The sequence below is a fragment of the Marinoscillum sp. MHG1-6 genome (genome assembly GCF_024714475.1).
Classification (GTDB): Bacteria; Bacteroidota; Bacteroidia; order Cytophagales; family Cyclobacteriaceae; genus JAMZMI01.
This window is the reverse complement of record NZ_JAMZMI010000007.1, coordinates 44511-65532: the sequence shown is the minus strand read 5'-3', so window position 1 is coordinate 65532 and position 21022 is coordinate 44511. Positions and strand designations below refer to the sequence as shown.

At 42.1% G+C, this 21022-nt stretch carries 21 protein-coding genes; 9 read left to right on the top strand and 12 right to left on the bottom strand.

Features of this window, described 5'->3' with window-relative positions; all coding sequences use genetic code 11:
- The first annotated feature begins 85 nt into the window (after positions 1-85).
- Positions 86-865, top strand: coding sequence for a carbonic anhydrase (locus NXR94_RS14545; RefSeq protein ID WP_258105391.1), 780 nt, complete (start codon positions 86-88; stop codon positions 863-865).
- Positions 866-964: 99 nt separating this feature from the next.
- Here the strand turns inward: NXR94_RS14545 and NXR94_RS14540 are convergent, their stop codons facing one another.
- Together NXR94_RS14540 and NXR94_RS14535 are read right to left on the bottom strand one after the other, a co-directional pair.
- Positions 965-3352 carry a ribonucleoside-diphosphate reductase subunit alpha gene (locus tag NXR94_RS14540; RefSeq protein WP_258105390.1) on the bottom strand — a complete coding sequence of 796 codons (2388 nt, stop codon included), beginning with the start codon at positions 3350-3352 and terminating at the stop codon, positions 965-967.
- Positions 3353-3390: 38 nt separating this feature from the next.
- Positions 3391-4380 (bottom strand): ribonucleoside-diphosphate reductase small subunit, encoded by a 990-nt coding sequence (locus NXR94_RS14535; RefSeq protein WP_258105389.1) that lies wholly within the window; start codon positions 4378-4380, stop codon positions 3391-3393.
- A gap of 464 nt (positions 4381-4844) precedes the next feature.
- Here NXR94_RS14535 and rplU point away from each other — a divergent pair, with 464 nt between their 5' ends.
- A complete protein-coding gene (gene rplU, locus NXR94_RS14530) occupies positions 4845-5153 on the top strand; it encodes a 50S ribosomal protein L21 (protein ID WP_258105388.1) in 309 nt (102 codons plus the stop codon).
- 8 nt (positions 5154-5161) lie between these two features.
- A complete protein-coding gene (gene rpmA, locus NXR94_RS14525; protein WP_258105387.1) occupies positions 5162-5422 on the top strand; it encodes a 50S ribosomal protein L27 in 261 nt (86 codons plus the stop codon).
- A gap of 56 nt (positions 5423-5478) precedes the next feature.
- Here the strand turns inward: rpmA and NXR94_RS14520 are convergent, their stop codons facing one another.
- The 3 genes from NXR94_RS14520 to NXR94_RS14510 all read right to left on the bottom strand — a co-directional run bounded on the left by NXR94_RS14520 (position 5479) and on the right by NXR94_RS14510 (position 7726).
- A complete protein-coding gene (locus tag NXR94_RS14520; RefSeq protein ID WP_258105386.1) occupies positions 5479-5973 on the bottom strand; it encodes an NUMOD4 motif-containing HNH endonuclease in 495 nt (164 codons plus the stop codon).
- Positions 5974-6174: 201 nt separating this feature from the next.
- A complete protein-coding gene (locus NXR94_RS14515; RefSeq protein ID WP_258105385.1) occupies positions 6175-6678 on the bottom strand; it encodes an RNA polymerase sigma factor in 504 nt (167 codons plus the stop codon).
- 157 nt (positions 6679-6835) lie between these two features.
- Positions 6836-7726 carry a MerR family transcriptional regulator gene (locus NXR94_RS14510; protein ID WP_258105384.1) on the bottom strand — a complete coding sequence of 297 codons (891 nt, stop codon included), beginning with the start codon at positions 7724-7726 and terminating at the stop codon, positions 6836-6838.
- 153 nt (positions 7727-7879) lie between these two features.
- Here NXR94_RS14510 and NXR94_RS14505 point away from each other — a divergent pair, with 153 nt between their 5' ends.
- Positions 7880-8185: a DUF4286 family protein gene (locus NXR94_RS14505; RefSeq protein ID WP_258105383.1), complete on the top strand. Its 306-nt coding sequence runs from the start codon at positions 7880-7882 to the stop codon at positions 8183-8185.
- Here the strand turns inward: NXR94_RS14505 and NXR94_RS14500 are convergent.
- On the bottom strand, positions 8182-8634 hold the full coding sequence (locus NXR94_RS14500) for a GNAT family N-acetyltransferase (RefSeq protein WP_258105382.1): 453 nt from the start codon (positions 8632-8634) through the stop codon (positions 8182-8184). The two genes, NXR94_RS14505 and NXR94_RS14500, sit on opposite strands and share 4 nt — an antisense overlap.
- 3 nt (positions 8635-8637) lie before the next feature.
- Positions 8638-9918 (bottom strand): serine--tRNA ligase, encoded by a 1281-nt coding sequence (serS, locus tag NXR94_RS14495; RefSeq protein ID WP_258105381.1) that lies wholly within the window; start codon positions 9916-9918, stop codon positions 8638-8640.
- A 253-nt stretch (positions 9919-10171) separates the two neighbouring features.
- Here serS and rho point away from each other — a divergent pair, with 253 nt between their 5' ends.
- From rho to NXR94_RS14475, 4 genes are all read left to right on the top strand, one after another.
- Positions 10172-11797, top strand: a complete 1626-nt coding sequence (gene rho, locus NXR94_RS14490; RefSeq protein ID WP_258105380.1) for a transcription termination factor Rho — start codon at positions 10172-10174, stop codon at positions 11795-11797.
- Positions 11798-12256: 459 nt separating this feature from the next.
- Entirely contained in the window at positions 12257-13369 is a 1113-nt protein-coding gene (locus tag NXR94_RS14485; RefSeq protein ID WP_258105379.1) for a DUF2911 domain-containing protein, read from the top strand.
- Between the two features lie 144 nt (positions 13370-13513).
- The gene (locus tag NXR94_RS14480) at positions 13514-15493 is read left to right on the top strand and encodes a right-handed parallel beta-helix repeat-containing protein (RefSeq protein ID WP_258105378.1); all 1980 of its coding nucleotides are present in this window, start codon (positions 13514-13516) and stop codon (positions 15491-15493) included.
- A 1-nt stretch (position 15494) separates the two neighbouring features.
- On the top strand, positions 15495-16187 hold the full coding sequence (locus NXR94_RS14475; protein WP_258105377.1) for an L-rhamnose mutarotase: 693 nt from the start codon (positions 15495-15497) through the stop codon (positions 16185-16187).
- Here NXR94_RS14475 and rfbD read toward each other — a convergent pair whose 3' ends face one another.
- Positions 16188-17033 (bottom strand): dTDP-4-dehydrorhamnose reductase, encoded by an 846-nt coding sequence (rfbD, locus tag NXR94_RS14470; RefSeq protein ID WP_258105376.1) that lies wholly within the window; start codon positions 17031-17033, stop codon positions 16188-16190. It lies immediately after the preceding gene.
- Positions 17030-18244 (bottom strand): NAD(P)-dependent oxidoreductase, encoded by a 1215-nt coding sequence (locus tag NXR94_RS14465; RefSeq protein ID WP_258105375.1) that lies wholly within the window; start codon positions 18242-18244, stop codon positions 17030-17032. The genes rfbD and NXR94_RS14465 overlap by 4 nt, the downstream gene beginning before the upstream one ends.
- A gap of 45 nt (positions 18245-18289) precedes the next feature.
- On the opposite strand from NXR94_RS14465, the gene NXR94_RS14460 reads away from it, so the two are divergent.
- The gene (locus tag NXR94_RS14460) at positions 18290-18853 is read left to right on the top strand and encodes an NnrU family protein (RefSeq protein WP_258105374.1); all 564 of its coding nucleotides are present in this window, start codon (positions 18290-18292) and stop codon (positions 18851-18853) included.
- Here NXR94_RS14460 and NXR94_RS14455 read toward each other — a convergent pair whose 3' ends face one another.
- From NXR94_RS14455 to NXR94_RS14445, 3 genes are all read right to left on the bottom strand, one after another.
- Complete coding sequence (locus NXR94_RS14455; protein ID WP_258105373.1) at positions 18854-19048, bottom strand: hypothetical protein; 195 nt, start codon at positions 19046-19048, stop codon at positions 18854-18856.
- Between the two features lie 11 nt (positions 19049-19059).
- Positions 19060-20583 (bottom strand): glutamate--tRNA ligase, encoded by a 1524-nt coding sequence (gltX, locus tag NXR94_RS14450; protein WP_258105372.1) that lies wholly within the window; start codon positions 20581-20583, stop codon positions 19060-19062.
- A 61-nt stretch (positions 20584-20644) separates the two neighbouring features.
- A complete protein-coding gene (locus NXR94_RS14445) occupies positions 20645-21022 on the bottom strand; it encodes a RidA family protein (protein WP_258105371.1) in 378 nt (125 codons plus the stop codon).

Genomic DNA, 21022 nt, shown 5'->3' with positions numbered 1-21022 from the left:
AACTAAAGTTAGTTGGTGTAATGATGTTGATCATAGTTCATATTAATACCGGATTTAATTTTGCTCTGGGTCAACAACTAAAGTCATGAGAATTGTAGTCATCGTTACTTCACTTTTATTTTTGAGTGCCATTATGATTCACCATAAGGTTGATTCAAATCTTCCAAAAGTGGAAAATAGCGTTTATTGGACCTATTCAGGTGATCAGGGTCCCGACCATTGGTCAGAGCTGAATCCTGAATACTCAGATTGCTCAGGTGAACGACAATCACCTGTGGATATAGATGCGACGCATTGTATCAATCAACAGAAAGAGCTATATTTTAGTTACCATCCTTTTTATGCCGAACTTTTCAATAATGGCCATACACTAATGGAAAGAATCATGGAGCCCAAGTCGATGCATTTTGATGGTGAGGAATATAGCCTTGTTCAATTTCATTTTCACACCCCATCCGAGCATCATATCAATGGTCGTGAATTCCCAATGGAAATCCATTTTGTACATAAAAATGTAAAGGGTGATTTTGGTGTAATCGGTATATTGATCGAGGAAGGTGCGAGCAGAAATCATTTTCTTGATCATTTTAAGAATTGTATTCCAAGTCATGCGAGCGAAGTAAAAAGAGGAGGTGAAATGGTGTCAATTTCTGAGGCCTTCCCTGCCCACACCAATAATTTCTACTATTATGATGGATCACTCACTACCCCTCCATGTTCAGAAAATGTGCATTGGATCATTTTTGAGGAATCTATCACTGCTCAAAAGGATCAAATTGAAGCAATACACCGTGTGATAAATGATGATAACCGTCCTATTCAACAGCTGGGCAGCAGAATGGTGTATCATTCCGTGAGTATGTGATCTTGGGTGATTGATTGCTCGTTGAGTGTTCAATTGGTTTGATAGGAATAAAAAAAGCCACTGTTTTGAGTGGCTTTATACTTTCAGAAATAATGACTATTAACTTCCGCACATTTCGCAACCTTCAGGATCATCTAGTGAGCACTGCATGGCTGATTGATTCTGTGCTTTCTCAGCCTCAATATCTGCAGATGTCTTAGCTGTAGGTTGAGCTTGCTGTTCTTTCTGTACAGTGAATTTGATAGCGTCTGTTGCTGCTTTAGTTCTCAAGTAGTACATACCTGTTTTCAAGCCTTTCTTCCATGCGTGGAAGTGCATTGAAGTCATTTTGCCAAAGTTGGCATCCTGTAAGTGGATGTTCAAACTCTGGCTCTGACAGATGTAAGCACCACGGTCAGCAGACATATCAATGATAGATTTCTGAGAAATCTCCCATACTGTTCTGTATAGCTCCTTGATATTCTCCGGGATCTCTGGAATGTTTTGAATAGAACCATTTGCTTCCATGATTCGGTTTTTCATTCTTTCATCCCATAGATTCAACTTGATCAGATCGTTCATCAGGTGCTTGTTCACAACGATGAATTCGCCGGAAAGCACTCTTCTGGTATAAATGTTCGAAGTATATGGCTCGAAACATTCATTGTTTCCAAGGATCTGAGAAGTAGAAGCTGTTGGCATTGGAGCTAGAAGCAATGAGTTTCTAACACCGTGCTTTCTTACTTTTTGTTTCAATGAGTACCAATCCCATCTTCCACTATCCGGAGTTACGCCCCACATATCGAACTGGAAAATTCCTTTTGATACCGGAGAACCTTTGAAAGTTTCGTACGGGCCATGCTTTTCAGCCAACTCCATTGAAGTTTCCATAGAACCATAGTAAATGGTCTCGAAAATTTCTTTGTTGAGTTTTCTTCCTTCTTCAGAGTCAAAAGGCAGTTTCATCAACATGAAGGTATCTGCAAGTCCCTGTACACCAATACCAATCGGTCTGTGTCTCATGTTTGAGTACTCAGCTTCAGGAACTGGGTAGTAGTTTACATCAATAACCTTGTTTAGGTTTTTGGTGACTACTTTGGTGACCTGGTAGAGTTTCTCATGGTCATAAGTACCGTCCTCTTTCACGAACTTGTTCAGAGCGATTGAAGCCAGGTTACATACTGCTACCTCGTCAGGAGAGGTGTACTCCATGATCTCGGTACACAGGTTACTGGATCTGATCGTTCCAAGGTTTTTCTGGTTAGATTTTCTGTTAGCATGGTCCTTAAACAACATGTAAGGAGTACCGGTCTCAATCTGAGATTCCAGAATTTCAAACCAAAGGTCCTGTGCTTTGATGGTTTTTCTGGCACGACCTTCTTTTTCATATTTTTCGTAAAGCTTCTCAAACTCGTCGCCGTACGTGTCATAAAGGTTAGGTGCCTCATCAGGGCTGAACAAAGACCAGTCTTCGTTGGCTTCTACACGCTTCATGAACAGATCCGGGATCCAAAGGGCATAGAATAGGTCTCTCGCTCTTAACTCTTCCTTACCATGATTTTTCTTCAATTGTAGGAAATCGAAGATATCAGAATGCCATGGCTCCAGATAGATCGCGAAGCTACCCTTTCTTTTACCACCTCCCTGGTCAACATAACGCGCAGTCATGTCGAAGTTTCTTAGCATTGGTACAATTCCATTAGAAGTACCGTTAGTGCCTTTAATGTAAGCGCCTGTTCCTCTCACATTATGAATACTCAGACCAATTCCACCAGCAGACTGAGAAATTTTAGCACATTGCTTTAGCGTATCATAAATTCCATCTATGCTATCATCTTTCATGGAAAGAAGGAAGCAAGATGAAAGTTGTGGCTTAGGTGTACCAGCATTGAATAGGGTCGGAGTAGCATGTGTAAACCACTTCTCTGACATCAGGTTGTAAGTCTCGATCGCCGAATCAATGTCATCCATATGGATACCCACTGAGACCCTCATAAGCATATGCTGTGGACGTTCTACTATTTTTCCATCAAGCTTCATCAGGTATGATCTCTCCAGAGTTTTGTAACCAAAGAAATCATAATTGTAATCCCTGTTGTAATCTACCGCCTCATCTAGTCTTTTCGCGTTGGCACGAATGATGCCATAAACTTTAGTCGATAACAATGCAGCATTTTCATCAGTTTTAGGATTGATGTAGGTATAAAGACGCTTCATTGTATTAGAGAATGACTCCTCTGTAACCTTATGCAGGTTAGAAATCGAGATCCTTGCAGCCAGTTTTGCAAAGTCCGGGTGACGAGTAGTCATAGTTGCCGCTATTTCAGCAGCCAGGTTGTCCAGTTCTACGGTAGTTACGCCATCGTAAAGACCGTCGATTACTTTTTTAGCGATTTCTACCGGCTTTACAAAGTCGGCATTTAGCCCGTAACATAATTTTTCAATGCGGGCGGTGATTTTGTCAAATTTTACGGATTCTCTCCGTCCATCTCTTTTAATTACTAGCATAAGGCATCAGGCGAATTTAGTAGTGGATAATAGTAGCATTAAAAATCTTCGTCTAGGCTGAATTTGGACTTATTCTCTTCTTGGGTCTTGGTGCCATCCATGACACCGGCCTTCTGATATTCTCCAACTCGTTTTTCAAAGAAGTTTGTTTTCCCCTGAAGGGAGATCATATCCATGAAATCAAATGGGTTGGTCGAATTAAATATTTTAGGGCATCCAAGCTCCGCAAGAAGCCTGTCAGCGACAAATTCAATGTATTGGCACATAAGGTCGGCATTCATACCGATCAGTTTTACCGGAAGTGCATCGGTAACAAATTCCTTCTCTATAGACACAGCATCTTTAATAATGTTAACAACTGTATCCACAGGAAGTTTGTTGATAAGGTGATTATTATAAAGAAGGCATGCAAAGTCACAGTGTAATCCCTCATCTCTTGAGATGAGCTCGTTAGAGAAGGTAAGACCAGGCATCAAACCTCTCTTTTTCAACCAGAAAATAGAACAGAAACTTCCTGAGAAAAAGATACCTTCAACAGCTGCAAATGCAATCAGACGCTCAGCAAAAGATCCTTCATCAATCCATCTAAGGGCCCAGTCCGCTTTCTTTTTCACGCAGTCCATGGTGTCGATTGCGTTGAAAAGCTTATCCTTTTCCTTATTATCCTTAATATAGGTATCTATAAGTAGACTATAAGTCTCTGAGTGGATGTTCTCTATAGTAATTTGAAAGCCGTAGAAGAACTTGGCCTCAGTATACTGAACCTCTGCCACAAAATTCTCCGCAAGATTTTCATTTACGATGCCGTCACTGGCAGCAAAAAAGGCTAATACATGAGAAATGAAGTGTCTCTCTCCGTCGTTTAAGTTGTTCCAGTCCTTTAAATCCTGGCCAAGGTCAATTTCCTCCGCGGTCCAAAAGCTGGCTTCAGCTTTTTTATAAAATTGCCAAATGTCACTATGGACAATGGGGAATAGTACGAATCGGTTTTTGTTCTCTTTTAGTATTGGCTCTTCTTGTTGACTCATTTTGACCTTTACTTATTAACAGTAATAACTATAATTCCACAGTGTTATCCACACTAATGTTAAGTTATCCACAAATACATAGAATGCAATAGCCCTAAGGCCATTTTCTGTCTTTTTGCTGGATTTTCTAAGATTTGGGATACAGGCGAGAACGAAATGTGGTTTATATTTTCCTCGCTGCGTCTACAAATGTGTACAAATTGACCTAAAAAAACAAAGCCCAAAATCGCTTGAAATAAGTGTGGAAAACTTTTTTGAAAACACCTATAACTGTCTGTAAAAAAGGGTGTTAAAAGGAATTTTACTAATAATTACTTAAGGGAAAAACGGCCCTGAAGGCCGAAAAAAAAGTCAGAGAAAAATTTAATTTTTTTTTAACCTGTTTTTCTGCTAGTTGAACGTTTGGTTTTGAGGGGAGTTGGTGTATCTTTGCAGTCCTTTTTCAGAAAGACAATTAGAAAAGCATGTACGCAATAGTAGATATCGCCGGAAAGCAATACAAAGTTGAGAAAGACAAATTTGTATACGCTCCATTAATAGAAGGAGACGAGGGATCTAAAGTAGATTTCAAGAATGTTCTCTTGGTAGACAATGACGGCAAAGTAAAAGTGGGTACGCCTACAGTGAAAGGTTCGGTTGTGTCAGGTAAAATACTTGAGCACGTACAAGGCGACAAAGTGATCGTATTCAAAAAGAAAAGAAGAAAAGGATACAAGAAGAAGAACGGTCACCGTCAACAATTTTCCAAAGTTTTAATCGAAGACATTAAATAAGATAGACCATGGCTCATAAGAAAGGTGTAGGTAGCTCTAAAAACGGTAGAGAATCCGAAAGTAAAAGACTTGGTGTAAAAATATACGGAGGTCAATCTGCTATTGCAGGTAACATCATTGTGCGTCAGCGTGGTACAAAGCATCACCCTGGTGAGAATGTTGGAATTGGTAAAGACCATACCTTGTTTGCCTTGGTGAATGGAACGGTAAGGTTCCAGAAGGGGAGACAAGATCGTTCATACGTTCACGTGGATCCTATTGCTGAATAATTTAGTTTTAGGTTAGTTATATAGGAAATAGAAAGGGCTCCAATGGAGCCCTTTTTTTATGCAGTTTCTTCTGATTTGACTTTCTTAGGTCTGCCCGGTAATACAGTTTCCGGCTTAAAGCCATTCTTATATCTTTTCTTCCTGGTTTTCCATACTTTGAAGTTGTTCTTGTTACCAACTTCAAACTGCCATTTCATGTGGTCCGAAGCACTCATCCATTCAAGGTTCTCTGCTTTGTTGTTGCGTGGATTATTATCCTTATGGATGATCATGGTCAACTCAGAGGGATCGTCGTTAGAAACAAATGCTTTTGCCACTTCCTTGTGTGGGTATACTGTGCGACGCTTTTTCTCATCGTCAATAAGATCAAGGAAATAACACTTGCAGGTTTTGTTCCAACGCTGCTTCATCATTTTTCCTTTGATTTTCATGTGGGTCTGACTGCCCTTGTGCCAGGAAGTTCTGGTCTTGCTTCTGATTTTACCTTTGGAGGAAATCTCGTAGTTTCCGAACCCTTCTATGGGGCTCCATTGTTCATTCTGTTCGCTCATCTCGCTTGTTATATTTGGTTATCGATACAACAAGCTGGTTCTCAATATAAGTTCAAAGGTAGCTGGTTCGCGCTATGCGTAATAACTGGTAAGGAAATTTACATCTTTTTTTTGTAGAGTCGCATGATTCCGTGAAGAATCTTTTTTCATTTATTATAAATCACGGTTACGTACAATTTTCTCAGAAAAAAGCTATTGATTTCAACCGTAGACATGCAAATCGTCCTTCAAAAATTTTCGAGCGATGTGAATCCTGTTTTTCACGGTTCCTATAGGAATGGATAATTTTTCAGCAATTTCATGATACTTGAAACCCCTGAAGTGCATTAAGAATGGGATCTTGTAAGACTCTTGTAATTCCTCGATAGCCTGATTGATATCCCTAAGCGTAAAATTTCCAAAGGCACCATTTTGAATGGTGTTATTAGAGGAATTCAGATAATGCAAATTATCTGTTGTATCGATAAAAGTGTTGCGTCTTACCATTCGTTGGTAGTTGGTGATGAAGGTATTTCTCATGATAGTATACATCCAGGCTTTCAGATTCGTACCGTCGGTGAATTTATCTCTATTGGTGTACGCCTTCATCATTGTTTCCTGAAGTAGGTCATTGGCATCCTCCGTGTCCCTTGTGAGTTTTAGGGCAAATGGCCTAAGGGTAGATGTTAGGTTGTCGATTTTATAAGTGAACTCATTGCCAGTCATAACTACAGGGTTTTGGTTTCTTGCTTTAATTGTTTAACAATTTACTAAAAAAGTTAAACAAAACAACATGTATATACACGAAAAATCATGCGAAGGGTTTCATGACCTACGTGGTTACAGGCTTAATTGGATTTACAGTGTGGAGAAAAAGCAGCTATTAACGCTTGCCGTCACTTTCGAGTATCGCAATGAGATCCTGTGGTTTGACGATGATTTGGGTGTTTTGGGGAAGATTCAGGTCCTGACCTACAACCCGCTGACCTGACACGATGATTTTTGCATTTGGTGCAATATCCGAGAGTTGTTTAAGGTATTTCTGAACGTCAGATGGGCCTGGGTTAGAGGTGATGACCGTAAGTATATGGCTTGGCTGATGATATCTGTAGACAATTCCCAGGTCAGAGAGAGGGAGTGATTGTCCAAGATAGACGGATTTGAAGTTTCTTTTTTTGATTATGAGGTCAGAAAAGAGCAAGCTGAGCTCATGCAATTCCCCTTCCGGAAGGAAGAGAAGAAATTTCATGCCGTCATCCGTTTTGTTGACAGGAATCTGGTCAATGGCCACAATGATCTTTTGTCTGATGAGATTGGAAATGAAATGTTCCTGGGCCGGGTTGATTGATCCCGTTTGCCAAAGTATGCCGATTCGGGTCAAGAAAGGGAATAACACATTAAGCATGCAATTCTCAAAACCAAGCTTGTTGGTCACCTGGTTGATGATGTATTCAAAATGAGCCTCATCCATATCCATCATGGACAAAATGAGCGCCTGGATTTGGTCGTCATACAGGGTAGGGTCTTCTGTGATCTCATCAATTGCCCCTGCGATTTCCTCATCGGTCAGCTTTGAGATTTTCGAAATCTTGATACCATGTTTATTGAGAAAAGCTACATTTAATAGCCGCCTCAAGGCATCATTGTCGTAGTAGCGAATGTTCGTTTTGGTACGCCTGGGTTCGATGATTCCATAGCGCTGTTCCCAAATCCTGATCGTGTGGGCTTTGATGCCTGAGAGTTGCTCTAAATTTTTGATTGAAAATCTGCTCATTAAGTTGAGTGATTATGGCGACTGTATAGGGAAACCCGCTGTATTTTTTTTTGTTTTGCGATATTCATAAATAATTACCTTAATCTTAAATCCTTGAGGAGATTTTAGGGGATTTATATCTAATACCTTTGTTCAAGAATCAATCTGAGATAAATGATAATTTATAATGTAACCGCCAATGTGGAGGAAGACATCGCCGAAGAATGGCTGATGTGGATGCGTGAAGTCCATATTCCGAAAACCCTGGAGACAGGTTGCTTTCATGATCATAAGGTGCTTCGTTTGATGAATGAGCGGTCAGATGTTCCGGGGATCACTTATGCAGTACAATACTTCGCCAGGGATATCCGGGAGCTCACCCGTTTTGCTAGCCAGCATGAACCGGGACTTCAACAGGATGTGTTTCAAAAGTATGGAGAAAGAGTAGTGTTTTTTAAGACACTGTTAGAGGAGCTCTAGAAATTGATGTTACAGTTTACCCATTCCTTGTCGAATTGGGTATTGTATTTCTTATAAAAATTGATGGCAGGCTCGTTCCAGTCCAGAACCTGCCACATCACGCCTGTACATCCGGTGGATTTGGCCGTCTCAATGGTCTGTTCAAATAACAACTTCCCAATTCCTTTCCCCCGAAATTTCTCGGTGACAATGAGATCTTCCAGATAAAGTCTTTTGCCTTTCCAGGTAGAATACCGAAAATAGTAAAGCGACATCCCTACAATCATGCTTTCAGATTCCGCCATTATAAATCCGAAAACCGGCTCTTCGCCAAATCCATCTCTTTCCATCATCTCCAGAGTGTTCGTCACCTCTTCAGGCGCTTTTTCATAAAGGGCCAATTCCCGAATCAGCTCAAGGGCTGCCGGCAGATCATCTTTAGTGCCTTTTCTGATATTGAAGGAAGACATTGTTTATTTTTTGATAGACTCGAAACCGGTGTATCGGTGCAAAACCTGAGGAATATGTATTTCGCTTTCAGTTTGATTGTTTTCCAATATGGCTGCCAGGATTCGGGGGATCGCCAACGCACTTCCGTTCAACGTATGAGCGAGCACCTTTTTACCATTCTTGTCCTTGATTCGAAGCTTCAACCGGTTTGCCTGATAAGTCTCAAAGTTAGACACGGAGCTTACCTCCAGCCACTTCTGCTGTGCAGCAGAGTACACCTCGAAATCATAAGTCAACGCCGACGTGAATCCCATGTCTCCACCACATAACCTCAAAATACGATAAGGTAACCCCAGTGATGCAACCAGTTTTTCAACATGACCAACCATTTGCTCCAACGTTTCGTAGGACTTATCAGGTGTTGTCACCTGAACGATCTCTACCTTATCAAACTGATGCAGGCGATTCAAACCGCGAACATGGGAGCCCCATGAGCCGGCCTCTCTTCTGAAGCATGGTGTATACCCAACGTTTTTAACTGGAAGTTGATTTTCTTCTATAATGACATCCCGATATAGATTGGTTATAGGTACTTCAGCAGTAGGGATCAGGTACATATTGGTATCCATCGCCTGATACATTTGTCCTTCTTTATCTGGAAGCTGTCCTGTGCCATAACCGGAGTCTTCGTTGATGAGGATTGGAGGTTGAACTTCCTGATATCCAGCCTCAAGCGCCTGATCCAAAAAGTAGTTGATCATCGCTCTGACCATTCGGGCACCTTCTTTTTTGTAGACAGGGAATCCCGCCCCTGTTATTTTATTTCCCAGGCCGAAATCAATGATGTCATATTCTTCGATAAGGTCCCAATGAGGTTTAGCTCCTTCGTTAAGTTGCGGAATGCTGCTATCCTCCAGCTTGACTACTTCATTATCCTCGGCATTTTTTCCCGCTGGCACGGATGAATGAGGGATGTTTGGAACATTGTATAGCTTGGATTTCAGTTCTTCCTCCAGGGCGCTTAATGATTCACCAAGTGCCTTGCTCTGCTGTTTTAACTCAGAGGTTTTGGCCTTTGCTGATTCGGCCTCTTCCTTCTTGCCCTCTTTGAGTAGTTGTCCGATTATTTTTGCTGATTGATTCGATTCAGAAAGAATTTCCTCCAGACTTTGCTGTGTGCTCTTTCTTTGATCATCAATTTTCAGGAGTTCATTCAGGATATCAGAAGCATTTTGAATACCTCGCTTGTTTAACCCTTCCACATAACTTTCAAACTGCTCCCTGATCGCAACTACTTGTAACATTTTTCTGTGTTTTTTAAAGAGACTGCAAATTAAAGAGCTTAAGGTGAATAACCGAAATAGATCGTGCACACAGATCACATTGGTCGTTTATTTTTTCACCTTTATTTTGTTAAATATGTGGTGATACGATATACTTGTGCTGCAATTCAAGTGTCATTCACTTCGTTTTCAATCCTTATCTTATTTTACTACAAGCTATCCGCCGCATTCTTGAGAACGGATAACCAGTTATTAAACCTACATTTTTGATTTTATGTACACCCTTGATGATTTGAGTGTGAGACTTCTCTCGGAGCTAAGAGAGATAGCCGAAGGGCTAGGCGTTAAGAATGCCAAGAAATCCCAGAAACAAGACCTTATTTACCAAATTCTCGACAAGCAGGCTACAATGCCAGATAGCGAGATCAAAAAAATCAAAGGGGACACTGAGCCAAAGGCACAAGTTGAGCCCAAAGAAAAAGAGCCTAAAAAACCTGTCCGCAAGAGAAAGAAAGTAGAGCCGGAAGCCAAAGCCGAAAAGGACACTAAAGGACAGGATGCAGAAGATTTGCTTAAATCACTTGATATAGAGATTGAAGCATCTACAACAAAAGCCAAGGAAGAAGTCGCGGAGATTTCTGATTCTGCAGGAACAGAGCGTAAAGCTCCAAATCCAAAACCTCAGGACACTCCCAAGCAGGAGCACCCAAAAGAAAATAGAGGCAGGGATGATCGAAAAGAGGGTAAGTCAAAGAGAGCTCAGTTCAACGAGGACATTAAGGATTTTGATGGAGTAATTGAAAATGAAGGAGTTCTTGAAATCATGCAGGATGGATATGGTTTCCTTCGATCAAGTGACTACCATTACCTGGCTTCACCTGATGATATTTATGTTTCTCCATCGCAGATCAAATTGTTTGGTCTGAAAACCGGAGATACTGTAAAAGGTCAGATCAGACCACCTAAAGACGGAGAGAAGTACTTCGCTTTACTTCGTGTATCAAGTGTAAATGGTAAGACTACTGAAGAGATCAGAGACCGGGTAGCCTTTGAATACCTGACGCCGCTTTTCCCTGAGGAGAAACTTAAGCTAAGCGGTAGACCGGATAATTATTCTACCCGAATCCTGGATTTGTTTGCGCCGATCGGTAAAGGACAGCGTGGTATGATCGTGGCACAGCCGAAAACCGGTAAGACGGTGCTATTGAAGAATGTGGCCAATGCCATTGCTGAAAATCACCCGGAGGTCTATTTGATGATCCTTTTGATTGATGAAAGACCTGAGGAAGTGACCGATATGGCACGTTCAGTGAAAGCTGAAGTAATAGCTTCGACATTCGATGAACAGGCTGAAAAGCATGTTAAGGTTTCAAGCATAGTTCTTGAAAAGGCTAAAAGAATGGTGGAATGTGGGCACGATGTGGTTATCCTACTTGATTCGATCACTCGATTGGCCAGAGCATACAATACTGTAGTGCCTTCATCAGGTAAAATCTTATCCGGTGGTGTGGATGCGAATGCATTGCATAAGCCAAAAAGATTCTTTGGAGCAGCAAGAAATGTAGAGAACGGAGGGTCATTGACCATCATTGCGACTGCATTGATTGAAACAGGATCGAAAATGGATGAAGTGATCTTTGAAGAATTCAAAGGTACAGGTAACATGGAACTACAGCTTGATAGAAAACTTTCTAACAAGAGAGTTTACCCTGCTATTGACGTTCCGGCATCTGGTACTCGTCGTGAAGATCTATTGATGGATAAGGAAGAGTTGAGTCGAGTTTGGATCTTGCGTAAATTCATGTCTGACATGAATAGTAATGAGGCCATGGAATTCTTGCTTAGCAGGATGAAAGGAACCAGAAACAATGATGAGTTCCTCATCTCCATGAATGGATAATAATTATCATAAAATTATATAATGAAAACCCTGGCATTGGTCAGGGTTTTTTTTGTTTGTACTCAATGCCTCCAGGCGTTAATTGGGATCAATCCGGAAACTTGTGGGGTAACTAAGAAACTTAATATTTTAAAAAAAAACAGGGTGAATATCCCTTCAATGCCGAAGACCTCTATCACAGATAGGAAGAAATTGTCAAATTGTCACTACATGATTTCTTCTATTAGCGCTCTAGTCAGTCATGACATGACTATCATAACTTTTAGGGGGAATTGAAAGAGGGCAATCATGTACAATGAAGAGATGTAATCAATTGTACATTTCTGCTAGTGGCTTTCACTGATGAATACAATCTCCCCACAAAAATTTTGCTTCATCTGTTAATTGCCGTTTATCACATTCTTTAGGATCGCAGCCGGGACTTTCGTTTAATCAGGTAAACACAAACCTAATATTTAAATGAAAGTCTTTTTACAATCTAAAATGGTGCTACTTCTGATCTTCATGAGTGGCACGGTGGTTATCTCTAATGCACAGACGGTGACCACTCCCAGACCAAGTCCAAAGGCCACATTAACGCAGCGAATCGGATTGATTGATGTGAGCATTCAGTACTCCCGACCTTCTGTAATCCGCGGAAATAATGATCGTACGGGTCAGATATGGGGTGTTCAGGTTCCTTATGGGCTGGCTTCTAATTCTTTTGGGAATCAGGAACCTATGCCTTGGAGAGCCGGAGCCAATGAGAATACGATATTTTCTACCACGGGACCAATTCAGGTAGAGGGTCAGGCCTTGGCAGCCGGAAGTTATGGGCTTCACATGATCCCGCAGGAAAACGGTACGGTTACATTGATTTTTTCATCCAACACATCGTCCTGGGGCAGTTTTTGGTATGAAAAGAGTGAAGATGTAATGAGGTTGGATGTACAAATGGAAGATGCCCCATTTACCAATGTGTTAACCTATGAATTCACTGATCTTACGAACAGCTCCGGTACACTTGCTTTGATTTGGGAGAACAAGCAAATTCCTATTCAAATTGCTTGTGAACAGGAGACTATCTTGCAAAGCTTCCGGGATGAGCTCAGGGGCGTAGCCGGTTTTGGCTGGAGAGGCAAGTTGTCAGCGGCTCAGTACTGCTTCCAGAATAATATGAATCACGAGGAAGCGATTGAGTGGGTGAATGCTTCCATAGCGGATACTAAGAATGCACAGAATTTATCCGTTAAGGCCGGCCTTTTATTTCAAAATGGACAAAAAGAGGAGGGTATCAAAGTGGCAGATGAGGCGGCTGAGATGGCCAATTTACAACAACTCAATTTCCTGGGTTATCAGATGCTAGGTGCAGGTGAAGTGGATAGGGCCATTGGGTACTTCAAGCTCAATATAAAAAATAATCCTACCGATGCGAATGCGCACGATAGTCTCGGAGAAGCTTATATGGCGAAAGGGGAGAATAAGAAGGCAATAAAGGAATTTCAAAAATGCCTGTCCATGAATCCGCCAAAATTTGTCAGGGATAACTCGATTAAAAACCTAAAAACATTGGGTGTCGACTATGAAAGTTGATCCCGAATGAATCGAGATGAACCCCGAATTATTCGGGGTTTTTTGTTTTATATAATTGAACTTTGAGTAAAATGCTTACCGGTGAATAATGACAGTGATTAGATTAGATGCCTGATTCATGACTTTAACTCCAATTACCCTGAAATGAAATTTTCTAGTCAAAGAAATATTTGGCTGAGCTGTGTACTGCTGATCAGCATGTCAACCCTCGCAGCGCAATCAAGAATTTATGTCAAACCGGGAGCAAAGAATGGCTCAGGGTCGAAAAGCAAGCCGTATGGGACCATTCAGGAAGCGCGTACAGCAGCTGTCAAGGCAAGTAAAAAGAAGGATGGAGATGTAGAAGTTCTACTTCGGGGAGGAGTTTACACCATAGATAAGCCCATTGAATTCAGCGAAAAACATTCGGGTGTAAACGGGAAGATCATATTCAAGGCCTACGAGGGAGAAAAAGCGGTGATCAGCGGTGGTGTGAAAGTAGAAGGTTGGCAGCATGTGGAAGGACCCATTTATAAAGCCCGATTGGACCGGGATACTAAGCTACGGTCTCTTTATGTCAACGGAAAGAGAAAACGCATGGCGGGTACCGATATGCCGGTCGCAGGTTTGGGAGATTGGGGGAGGTTTGAGATTGACGGATCAGAGGAGTGGTCCTTTGGTGCGGGTTCAGGCATAGAAGGGATTAAGTTTTCATCTGCTGACATTGATGTCTACAAAAACCCTCAAGATGTGGAGTTGGTCCAGTTCAATATTTGGACCGAAAAGATCCTTTGTGCCAAAGATATAGTGGAGCACGACGATACAACGATCATTAAATTTCAACAGCCTTATGGCGCCATTGCGACGTCAATGGCCTGGGCCGGTAAGATTAACTACAAGAAGCTCTTTGTGATCAGGAATGCGTTCGAATTACTGGATAGTCCCGGAGAGTTCTACTTCGATCGCACCACGAAGACCCTTTATTATTACAGCGAAGGGGAAGATATGACTCAGGTTGAGGTTTATGCATCAACTAGCATGGGACTGATTAAGCTCACCGGTTCATCGACAAGTTCAAGGGTGTCCAATCTCAGATTTGAAGGTATTACCTTTTCTCATGATGACTGGCAATTAATGGAAGTGGCAGGTTCTCACGGATTTGCTGGTATCCAGAGTCTTGGTTTGGCGGTAAAATTTATTCCGGATGGCAACTGGCACCCAACAAAATACAACAGTACCGACATCCCCACAGGAACCATACAGGTGACTAACGCTTCCAATATCTCATTTGTGAGGAATTATTTTGAGCGTAATGGATCGGCTATTTCCATCAATCTTGCAAATGATGTAGTCGATACTGAAGTATCCGGGAATTCATTTCAGAATCTGCTAGGTAATGCGGTCAACATCGGACATCCACAGCATTATGAGGTTGGCGATGGGGAACTGTTTAAGCCGGGTGTTGAAGGGGTTTGCAAGAATGTCCTCGTTTCCAATAACTACCTCAGAAATGTATGTCTGGACTATCGCCAGGTGGAGGGGATTACTTCCTTTTTTGTGGAGAATGTGACCATTACGCATAATGATATTGCGGGTACTCCATATGGTGCCATTACATGCGGCTGGTGGTGGGGTAACTCCGGTTTGCCGCCATCTACAGTTGCGAGAGGCAACCTGATCAGTTATAACAAAGCAGGAAATAGTCATCAGGTGCTTGATGATGGAGGAATAATTTATGTACTTGGAGAACAACCCGACTCTTATATTGAACATAACTATGTGTTTAACGGCCCAAGATGTATCTATCCTGATGATGGTTCCGCCTATTGGACCATACGTGATAATGTGGTCGGAAATCCGAGCTATAAGCATATGTGGCTGCATCTATGGACCAAGAGATGTCACGATATTATCGCTTACCGCAACTATGTGAAAAACCATTTCTACATGGACAATGGCACCAATGATATTGTTGAACAAACATATTCATTTCGTGAAGATGATTTTTCAACCAATCCGGATGCTCAGCAGATCATTGATGAAGCCGGTATCGAGGAGGCTTTTCAGGATATGGTTCCTGATTCCGAGCCGGAGGTTATTAGCATTTTCCCGAAAGGTTTCAAAGAATCTGATAGGTTCCATTGATATGAATTCATTAAGCAAAAGTCTCTACCAGCTTTCATTTGTATTCCTATTGTCAAAGGGTTGCTCTCAACCTCAACAAAAGGAGCAGGGCACATCACGGGAGGAAATCAACTATAGAGAAGCTATAGAATTCATTGCTCCGAAGGGAACAACTGTGGATTCCCTGATAAAAGCCAATGTGAGTAGCGAATTGGGAGTTTATTCATGGAAGAACCATACAGTTGTTTTCGGTGAGATGGAGGATGTAAAAAGGCTAGAAATGCAGGTTTCTGAAGTTATCTCCAATATCAAAATTAAGGAGTACCTGGAGCCGCTCTATGTGTATGATAAATCATTGCATTGTTCTGACTCAACCTTGGCAGTCGAATGGAGGGATTACCTACTTACTGCCAATCTGGTGGAGGATAGTGTAAAGCAACAAGAGTATGTAGCATATCATGATACCCAGTTTGAGGAATGGCCTGAGATAGCACAGGGCTTTTGCAATGCCCGTTTCCAGCAATTACTGGTGTATCGATCCGGCCGTCAACTGTTGCTGGTGATTTCAATTCCGGCAGATAAAACGCTCGATGAGTTGAATCCAAAGACCGTCGAAAATAACCCTCGCGTAGATGATTGGAATGCGCTCATGGCTCAATATCAGGAAGGAATTCCGGGCACTTCAGAGAGTGAGGTTTGGGTGTTTTTGGAATAATTAAAGTGCTTTCAAACACTCTTTTAAGCTGTCTCTCCAATAAGGTATTTCAATATCGAATGTGTCTTTGATTTTTGATTTGTCCATTACGCTGTAGGCCGGCCTTGCCGCTGGAGTTGGATATTTTTCCGTTGGAATCGGATTCACCGGGATGCTAATGTGGGCGTATTCAAAAATGGCTTTTGTGAAATCATACCATGAGGCAATTCCCTCATTGCTGTAGTGGTAGAGGCCATAAGCTTCGGATTTATCCTGAATGATTTTGATAATCACCTTCGCCAAATCCCGGGCGTAAGTGGGCGTCCCAATTTGATCCGAGATGATATTGAGTTCGGGCTTAGAGGTTCCAAGCTTGAGCATGGTTTTAACAAAATTGTTCCCAAATGTGGAGTACAGCCAGGATGTCCGGAGGATGAAGTGTTCTTTCAGAACCTCATTCACTTTTAGTTCTCCATTCAATTTAGACTCTCCGTAGTAGTTAATCGGCGTGGTAGGTTGATCCTCATTCAGAGGTCTGCTTGTAGTACCATCAAAAACAAAATCCGTAGAGATGTGGATTATAGGGGCACCTGCTTTTGAGCATGCCAATGCCAAATTTTCTGCGCCAGTCACATTAATCAGGTCTGCCTTTTCTTTCTCTGATTCGGCCTTGTCCACTGCTGTATAGGCCGCACAGTTGATGCAATAATCGGGACAGTTTGATTGAAAGAATGCAGTGACTGCCTCTTTATTGGTGATATCCAACTCCTGGTAATCTGTGAAAATAAAATTCCAGTCAAGTCCCTTTGCTAAGGTTTTCAACTCATTACCCAACTGTCCGTCCGATCCTGTTACGATGATTGTCATTTTCCTTCTACGTAATCTTGTAAGTAGCTATATTTTTCTGTGAGGGCCCCGTCTTTGGCAATCGTTGCGCGTTCAATTATTTTCTTTCCATCAGACCCGAGCAATTCCGGAAGTACATTCGTCAGAAGCTCATGACCAAAACTTTCTGAAGCATCTCTCGGAAGTTCACAAGGCAGGTTGTCCACCGCCATAACAGTGATGTTGCCCTCATCAGTAAAGGCTGCCTCGACACGATTATCGCTTGGGTTGTAATCATATACAGGGTCTTCAATCGTGCTTGGTTGTTTGGTTGAAGGAATAGATCCCTCAATGTCACAGGTAATGTCTGCAATGATGTTAATCTTGAAGTCATTTTTCAGTACATCCTTTCGGTCAAATAGGACCGGAGCCCGAGGATCCCAAAAAGCTGAAGCGATGAGGATATCCGCATGCTTGGCATACTGAAGAAATTGTGACTCGTATTTTTCCGGGTGCGAATAAAACTCAACCCTACTAAACGCTCCGCCATCACTTTTCTTATTGTAATCCCTGGTGTTCAGCTGAGCGAAGATTGGAAATTCGTATTGTTCCGTCATGAACTGGTGCGGGCTTACTTTTCGAGCGCCCAGTGCCATCAGCACTTCCATTGAACCTTTGGCCACTCGGCCACCACCGGTAAGTAATATTTTTATCGGAGGGAGTTTGATCTTCTCAAATTCCTTCTTCAGATCGTCCAGATCAAAACATTCATGGGCGCGCCGGGTATGAAACAGGTTATACCTCTCCCCATAGGTCCAAATACCATTATATGCCCCTACAATTCCTGCCCATCGACCAAAGGCAATGATGCGTTTACCATCGGGATTGGTGAGGGTCTCATAATCGATTAGGGTAATCTTCTTCGCCAGAATTTCTTGCAGAAGGCCTCGGTTATAAGGCTGCTTTTTGATGGTATGGCTGAAGAAGAAGTAAGTCTTGTCATTCATCAATTCAGGAATCGGCACCTCCTTGACACCCAGGATAATGTCACAATCACTAAGGTCTTGGGTGATGGCAATGCCTGCGTTAAGATAATCCTCATCGGAGAAGCATCTGATTTCACTGCTTTGTACCACAAGCTCTACCCCCGGAAACTGTTCAATCACGGATTTTGCCTGAGCAGGAGTCAATGCCACTCGCCGATCGATAGGAACTTTCCCTTCTTTGATGATCCCAATTTTAACCTTGCCCATAATTTTCACTAATTTGACGCAGCAAATCTAATTAACACAAACAGGTTGAGTAGTTATATCCCTTTAATTATTGGTTGGACGGTTTATTTGGGTCTTCACAGCGTTTTTGCTGCTGAAGGAGTGAAGCGAAGGATCCCTTTGGGAGAACAAGCCTATCGTCTTATCTATTCAACAATGAGCACTATCGGACTTATTGTATTGATTGGACTCATGGCCGTAAGTAAATCTGTGTATTTCTACGAGCAGACTTTTGTAACCAAGTACCTGGGATTAGGGCTTGGCGTGTGGGGTGTAATGCTCATGGTTGCCGCCTTTAGGGAGATTTCGCTCAAGTCATTTTTAGGAGTCCATCCTGCTGAGAATAAAGGGTTGGTTACCACAGGAATACACGCGAAGGTAAGGCACCCCATTTACTCGGGTGGGCTGCTGATCTTGCTGGGGATGTTGATTTCTGTTCCGAGCAATATTGTATTGGTTTCTATAGCCTGTATTTGCGCATACCTACCCATTGGCATCCACTTCGAGGAGAAGAAGCTTTTAAAAGATTTTGGAGATGACTACCGTGAGTATAGGAAACAGGTAAAAGCAATCATACCCGGGGTTATGTGATTACTTTTTAAGATCGTCTAGATCTTCTCTGTCACGCAGCTTTTTGTCATCAACGTTTTTATTCAAAAACTTATTGATGTCGTCAATATTCAGGGCACTTTTTACTTCTCCGAAGGAATCGATAGAAATATCAAACCCCTCAAGGTCTTTGTGGACCCTTGCTTTTTCTTTTTCTGGTTTTTGATTTTTAGTCATTGTATCAGGTTTTAGTTACCTAATACTTCTACGGAATATTGGATGCGTTCGTTCACTGCTTTGCCACCCATGATGGAAATGATCGACATTAAGTCAGGTCCGGAACCTTCCCCTGTGATGGATAACCTTAAGGCTTGCATGTTTTTCCCTGCTCCAATTCCATTTTCTTCCATAAGCTTAAAAAATAAGTCTTTTGCAGCCTCCGGAGAGATGTCTCCTACTTCGCTCAACTTTTCACCGTATAGGGTCACAGCCCTCACAGCTTCCTCTCCCCATTTTTTGCGTGCTACTTTTTCATCATATTCTTTTGGATGTCCAAATAAGAAAAGACAGTTGTCGGCAAATTCAAATGGATAGGTGACCCTTTCTTTTAGAAGGTCTACAATCTGAAGCGCCAATTCCTGATCACATTTAATGTTGTATTTCACCTTAAGATCTGAAATGACAATCTCAGCCAGTTTTTCTGGATTGTAGGTTTTGATATACTGTTGGTTGAACCAACGTACTTTTTCAATGTCAAACTTGGTTCCTGCCTTATTGACACGCTCCAGGCTAAATTGTGAGGCCAGTTCCTCAAGGGAAAAAATTTCTTGTTCTGTTCCGGGATTCCATCCAAGGAATGCAAGGAAGTTGATCAATGCTTCCGGTAAAAAACCTTCTTCTCTAAAACCCTTGGTGAGTTCTCCGTTCAACTCCCAATTCAATGGAAAAATGGGGAAACCTGCTTTGTCTGCGGCTCTTTTACTGAGCTTACCATTGCCATCAGGTTTTAAGATCAATGGGAGGTGAGCAAATTGTGGCATCTGATCTTCCCATCCCAAAAACTTGTATAGCAATACGTGAAGTGGGGTAGAAGGTAGCCACTCTTCACCACGGATGACGTGAGAAATTTTCATCAGATGGTCGTCAACTACGTTGGCCAGGTGGTAGGTTGGCATTCCATCTGATTTCATGAGTACTTTATCGTCCAGGGTGGCGCCATGTACCATCACCCATCCCCTGATGAGATCATGAAAACGGACATCATCTTTAGCCGGTATTTTTACTCGAATAACGTATGGCTCTCCCACATCCAGCTTACTTTGGACCTCCTGATCCGTAAGCGTTAGCGAGTTTTTCATGGTCATACGGACGCTGGCATCATATTGAGGGTTGGTCAGGCCGCCTTCTTTCAGACGTTCCCTCATGGCCTCTAATTCCTCGGGTGTATCAAAAGCGTAATAGGCATTACCTTCTGCGATAAGCTTATCTGCGTATTGTTTGTAAAGGTTTTTTCTTTCCGATTGTCGGTAAGGACCATATTCCCCTTCCTGTAGCACGCTTTCATTAGGTGAAATACCACACCATTCAAGAGCATCCAGAATATATTTTTCGGCTCCTTCCACAAATCTGGTCTGATCGGTATCCTCGATCCTCAGGATGAAGGTTCCATTATTTCTTTTTGCAAATAAGTAATTGAAAAGAGCCGTACGAACTCCTCCGATGTGTAATCCTCCGGTTGGGCTGGGGGCAAACCTTACTCTCACATTATCCATGCTTTCTTATTCCTTTAGGGGTCGCAAAAGTAACGAAGAGATTCGAGTGTGGAAAGTCTAATTAAAGCTCAGCGATACAGCTAATCTCCACATTCACACCTTTTGGAAGTTGGCTGACCTCTACCGTTTCCCGAGCAGGGGGATTTTCTTTAAAAAATTCGCCATAGACCGCATTGATCTGGCTGAATTGACTCATGTCGCTAATGAAGATCGAACACTTGATGATATTCGCAAATGTCAAACCGGCTTCTTCCAGGATATATCCGATATTAGTCATCACCTGCTTTGTTTCTTCTTCGATCGTAGTGGAGATCATTTTTCCGGATTGCTGGTCAATGGCGATCTGTCCGGAAACGAATAAGTGGCTCCCTGAAATTACAGCCTGACTGTAAGGTCCAATGGGTTCCGGGGCTTTTTTGGCGAAGATTATCTTAGACAT